Genomic DNA, 3,045 nt, shown 5'->3' on the forward strand with positions numbered 1-3,045 from the left:
GGCCGATCAAGGGCACCGCGCCGACGGCCGCCGAGCTGCTCGAGAAGGACCGCGCCGAGAACGTGATGATCGTCGACCTCGTGCGCAACGACCTGGGCCGGGTCTGCCGCCCGGGAACGGTGCGGGCGACCGAGATCTGCGGGATCGAGGAGCACCCGGGGCTCGTCCACCTCGTCTCGACCGTCGAGGGCCGGCTGCGGGACGGCGCCGGCTGGCCGGAGCTGCTCGACGCGACGTACCCCGCGGGCTCGATCGTGGGTGCCCCGAAGCGCGCCGCGCTCGGCGTCATCGCGGAGCTGGAGCCCGTGCCGCGCGGCCCGTACTGCGGCGCGATCGGCTGGGTCGACGCCGACGCGGGCACCGCGGAGCTCGCGGTCGGGATCCGCACGTTCTGGCGCGCGGGGGAGACCCTGCGCTTCGGCACCGGCGGCGGCATCACGTGGGACAGCGACCCCGAGGGCGAGTGGCGCGAGACGGTGCTGAAGGCCTCCCGGCTGCTGGCGGTGGCGGCGGGGGAGTAGGACCGGCCCGGCCGGTCGCGCGCGGCCTGGTGCTCAGCGTCTCCTGAGGGTGACCGGCACCTCGACGCGCGTCGGCCGTCCGTAGTCGAGGCCGGCCGTGACCGACAGCCGTGCTCGTCGGAGGCGTCCGACCGGGAGGGACCGCAGGGTCCCGCAAGGGACGCGCAGCCGGACCGTCCGAGCGCCCGAGGCGCGGGACGGCAGCTCCAGCGCGTCGAGCTGGTTGCGGCCGATCCGGAGGGCGACGTACCGGCGGGCGGGGACGGGGAGCGCCGCGAGGCGGATGCGCGCGTGACCGGTCCGGCTGACGGTGAGGCGGCGCGCGCGGGCCGGGATCGTGGGCGTCGGCGACTTCGGGCCCATGACCGCGATGAAGTCGTCGTAGGTCTCGCCGGGATCCCCGTCGGAGGAGATCGACCCGTCGACCTCGCGCGGCCGGGGCCGCCCGGCCAGCGTCGGATCGGTGACCCGGACCGTGACGGAGGAGCCGTCGGGGGCGAACGTCGCGGTCGCGATGCCGGCCCCGGGCGCCGCGGGTCGCCCGGGGGAGCTCGCGCGTTCGAATCGGGCCTCTGGCGCGCCAGGGTCGGTCCGCAACAGGATCGAGGCGGTCGTCCCGCCGGGGACGTCGTCGGGGAACACGAGGTCCAGCCGCAGGTCGGCGGCGTTCCGCGGGGACCGCGGCGTCGCGAATCGCACGATCGTCATCCAGGCCCCGGTGCGGACGTCGAGGGCGACGGAGACGGTGGTGATCCGCTGCTGCAGCGGCGCGCTCGCGTGGCCCTTGCCGCCACCGGGCACGATCGGGTCCTCCGGCGCGGCGGCGCGGGCCGGCGAGGCGGCTCCCAGCAGGAAGGCGAGGGCGGCGACGGCGGTGGCCTGCGAGCCGGGTCCGGGGCGGGTGCGGGTGCGGTGGAGCATGGCGTCGTGGGGAGGGACGGACCGGTCCCGGGGTCCGGTGACGGACAGCTGGACGAGGACGGGGACGGGACGGGACGATCGTACGGCGTCCCTCGGGACTCACCGCTCGGCCGTCGTCACGTCGTAGCCCGGCGGCAGCTCCCAGCGCCCCCGGACCCAGCGCACCGGCGCGCCGTCCGGCAGGTGCGCCAGCGCGCGGCCGTGGGGCGGCGTGCCCCAGAGCGTCGCGACGTAGGGGACGTCGCGGTCGCGGGCGGTGCCGAGGCCGCGCGCGACGTGGTGCGCGGGGTGGCTGATGACGATCGCGCCGGCGCGCACCCACACCGGGATGCGATCCAGCGGCGCGTCGACGGCGACGTCGAGGCCGCCGGGGGAGTCGACCTCCTCGCCCGACCAGGCCTCGATCCAGCGGCCGCGGGGCAGGGGGACGGTGCGCTCGCGGACGCCCTCGTCGACCACCGGCGCGACGACGAGCGACGGCCCGTAGGCGAACGCGTCGGGGACGCCCCAGAGCGCGTCGTCGGTCGGGTCCAGCAGGCTCAGCGGGCGCACGATCGGCAGGCCCGTCCGGGCGGCGGTGCGGGCCGCGGCGCGCACGTAGGGCACGAGCATCTCGTGCATCAGGACGGCGCCCCGGAAGAGCGCGAGCGTCTCGTGGTCGTACGTCCACGGCTCCTGTTCCAGCCGCGCGTGGGCCTGCATCAGCGGCGTGAAGCAGCCGAGCTGCGCCCAGCGGACGAGCAGCTCGCCGGTCGCGCGCTTGACGCCGGCGTCGCCGAGGTACCCGCCGACGTCGTGCGACCAGTTGGAGATTCCCGAGTGCGCCGCCGACACGGTGGCCGCCAGCAGCACGCGCAGCGACCAGAAGTCCGACGCCTGGTCGCCGCCCCAGAGCATCCCGGTGGCCTGCTGGCCGGTCCACCCGGAGCGCCCGAAGAGCACGCCGTCGCCGGGATGGGCGTTCTGCAGCGCGCGACGCATCGACCGGCGGTAGTCGTCGCCCCAGCGCCAGGCGCGCGTGGCGCCGGTCGAGCCGTCGGCGAAGCGGACGTCCTCGGGCAGGTAGTAGCCCTCGCCGTCGTCGGCCTTGATCCCGCGGACCCCGAGCCGCAGCGCCGCCTCGGCCTGCGCGCGCCACCAGGCCTCGCCGGGACCGGTGAAGTCGATCGGCGAGCCGCGGCCCATCCACCACTGCGCGAGGTACGGCATCTCGGCGTCCGGGAGCCCCTGGAGCTCGTCGTCGCCGGCGCGCTTGAGCGTCGAGCGGATCTCGCGCGCGTGGTCGCGGACCTCGACGGCGGGCGGCCGCAGGTACGCCCGCGTCCGGGCGCCCTCGGCGTACGTCTCGGCCGGCCGCCGGTGCATCCGGATCGACGCCGGGTCCGACGGCGACTGGCCGCCCGCGGAGTCGACGTTGACCCACGGAGTCACCCAGACGACGGTGCGGACCCCGTCGTCCAGCAGGCGCTGCACCATCCCCGCGAAGTCCGGGAACTGGTGGGGGTTCGGCCCATGCGCTGGATGTTGCGCTTCTTGCCGTCGAGGGCCGCGCGGAACGCGCCGTTGCCGGTCTGGAAGGCGATCGCGCGGACGAAGCCCAGGC

At 76.4% G+C, this 3,045-nt stretch carries 3 protein-coding genes; 1 reads left to right on the plus strand and 2 read right to left on the minus strand.

Features of this window, described 5'->3' with window-relative positions; translation table 11 throughout:
* The coding region (locus AB0L40_RS27430; RefSeq protein ID WP_364361924.1) for a chorismate-binding protein at window positions 1-521 on the plus strand (521 nt) is incomplete at its 5' end.
* Between the two features lie 33 nt (window positions 522-554).
* On the opposite strand, the gene AB0L40_RS27435 is transcribed toward AB0L40_RS27430, so the two are convergent.
* Window positions 555-1,442 carry a hypothetical protein gene (locus AB0L40_RS27435; protein ID WP_364361926.1) on the minus strand — a complete coding sequence of 296 codons (888 nt, stop codon included), beginning with the start codon at window positions 1,440-1,442 and terminating at the stop codon, window positions 555-557.
* Window positions 1,443-1,541: 99 nt separating this feature from the next.
* Window positions 1,542-3,045: TIM-barrel domain-containing protein (locus tag AB0L40_RS27440; protein WP_364361929.1), on the minus strand; the 1,504-nt coding region annotated here is incomplete at its 5' end.

The sequence above is a fragment of the Patulibacter sp. NPDC049589 genome (assembly GCF_040675535.1).
GTDB lineage: Bacteria > Actinomycetota > Thermoleophilia > Solirubrobacterales > Solirubrobacteraceae > Patulibacter.

Bases quoted from the DNA above. Each gene is read 5' to 3' on its own strand.
- AB0L40_RS27435 (WP_364361926.1), bottom strand. From the start codon at position 1,442: ATGCTCCACCGCACCCGCACCCGCCCCGGACCCGGCTCGCAGGCCACC.